Raw genomic sequence first — 771 nt, forward strand, 5'->3', positions numbered from 1 at the left:
GCCAATATTAATTAAAAGGCAGCCCAACTAAAGCCGCGAACAACACCCACAATTTTACTGCTTACGGCAACCACCAAAATGTAACCACCTCCCTACCAACGCACCGACCACAATATTGAAAGCGGCTATCCTCGAAAATGGTGAGGCAATAGCCGAGAAATTTAAGAACTGGTGAACACACGGAGCATCAACCGCCACGGCCGAACCATGGTTAAAACCCAATACAGAAGTTGGCGCGGTTACCAGCGAATATTCACGCAAGTCGTTGAGACGTTTAAAAATAAGAAGCCGCTATGAACGAAGAACGGTTCTAACTGCATACGAATTTGTCTGGAATTGACCAACGCACAGCGACTGCGGAGTTAAGTACACAAAAAGAACTCAACCAAGTCGGGTAACGCTGGCATAAGGTGCGCTAACGCTGAACTTACAAAACCAAATACACTTCAAACCAAAACCGCCGAGTGTAACGCGTCACCTTAATGCCTTTGTTACGTAAGCGTCTAATTAAGCAGTGAGGCCTTATTCGGTCTCATTGATGTCAAAGTTCCATGGCATAAGATCGGTAAGATCATCTTGAGGTGAACGCGTTGGCAGCACTTTGAACAAGTGCGCGAAGTAGTAATATGGGTTGATGTTATTCGCTCGACACGTCATTACTAAGCTATATAAGTTAGCACTCGCAGTGGCACCTTCAACAGACGTGGAGAACATCCAGTTTTTACGACCCGTAGTAAACGGGCGGATATCTCGCTCAGTCACATTATTATC

The 771-nt window shown here is 45.5% G+C and carries 2 protein-coding genes; both read right to left on the reverse strand.

What is annotated here, in order from left to right; translation table 11 throughout:
* Window positions 1–54 precede the first annotated feature (54 nt).
* Complete coding sequence (locus L4C35_RS23175) at window positions 55–261, reverse strand: hypothetical protein (protein WP_428465057.1); 207 nt, start codon at window positions 259–261, stop codon at window positions 55–57.
* 261 nt (window positions 262–522) lie between these two features.
* A partial coding sequence (locus L4C35_RS23180; protein WP_428465058.1) for a transposase domain-containing protein occupies window positions 523–771 on the reverse strand: 249 nt, incomplete at its 5' end.

This window comes from Photobacterium kagoshimensis, from assembly GCF_050337045.1.
Lineage (GTDB): Bacteria > Pseudomonadota > Gammaproteobacteria > Enterobacterales > Vibrionaceae > Photobacterium > Photobacterium kagoshimensis.